At 40.9% G+C, this 1,071-nt stretch carries 1 protein-coding gene and 1 tRNA gene; both read right to left on the bottom strand.

Annotated features, from left to right (window positions below; genetic code table 11):
* Nucleotides 1-337 precede the first annotated feature (337 nt).
* A tRNA-Cys gene (locus tag CLW00_RS21220) sits at nt 338-409 on the bottom strand.
* Entirely contained in the window at nt 390-641 is a 252-nt protein-coding gene (locus tag CLW00_RS21215; protein WP_106135709.1) for a GIY-YIG nuclease family protein, read from the bottom strand. The genes CLW00_RS21220 and CLW00_RS21215 overlap by 20 nt, the downstream gene beginning before the upstream one ends.
* Nucleotides 642-1,071: the final 430 nt, after the last annotated feature.

Below are 1,071 nucleotides of genomic sequence, written 5' to 3'. Positions count from 1 at the left end.
TCTGCAAGTCTTGATTTATTGTGGAGGATAACGGAGTCGAACCGATGACCTTCCCGACCTGCGTCGGGACGCTTTATCCAGCCGATAAAAGAAAAAGACCTGCATTTCTGCAAGTCTTGATTTATTGTGTAGGATAACGGAGTCGAACAGATGACCTTCCCGACCTGCGTCGGGACGCTTTATCCAGCCGATAAAAGAAAAGACCTGCATTTCTGCAAGTCTTGATTTATTGTGGATGATAACGGAGTCGAACCGATGACTTTCCCGACCTGCGTCGGGACGCTCTAGCCAGCTGATAAAAGAAAAGACCTGCATTTCTGCAAGTCTTGATTTATTGTGGATGATAACGGAGTCGAACCGATGACCTTCCCGACCTGCGTCGGGACGCTCTAGCCAGCTGAGCTAATCAGTAATTCAATATACTTTCGTGATTTTTTATTCTTGATTTCTAACTCTCTTTTTCTTGCGGCACTTTTATCAGTTTGTGCCTCAGTGTACTTTATCACCCAATAAGGTGCCCCTGATTTGGTTGAAGGAGTTGCTCCATAGTTGTGATGTTTTAGCCTTGCTTGAATATCATTTGTTGACCCGATATAGTATTTGTTTGTTTTGGAGGAATATAGAATATAAACGGTGTACATATTTAAAAATGTATATATGGAATGATACCAGTAATTTAAGAAGAGAGTTCTCTTTAATTCATTTCGATATTAATTGATATTAGATATTGATTTAATCAAGCATTAATACTAGAATTATAATCTACTAGCAAAGTAGCCTATGATCATATATATAAATTTAAAAAAAGGTTTGCAAATAATTGCAAACCTTGGTTGAGGATAACGGAGTCGAACCGATGACCTTCCCGACCTTTGTCGGGACGCTCTCGCCGGCTGATAAAAGAAAAAGACCTGCATTTCTGCAAGTCTTGATTTATTGTGGAGGATAACGGAGTCGAACCGATGACCTTCCCGATCTGCGTCGGGACGCTTTATCCAGCCGATAAAAGAAAAGACCTGCATTTCTGCAAGTCTTGATTTATTGTGGAGGATAACGGAGTCGAACCGATGA

The sequence above is a fragment of the Mongoliibacter ruber genome, assembly GCF_003003005.1.
GTDB lineage: Bacteria > Bacteroidota > Bacteroidia > Cytophagales > Cyclobacteriaceae > Mongoliibacter > Mongoliibacter ruber.
This window is presented reverse-complemented; position numbering and strand designations above follow the sequence as displayed.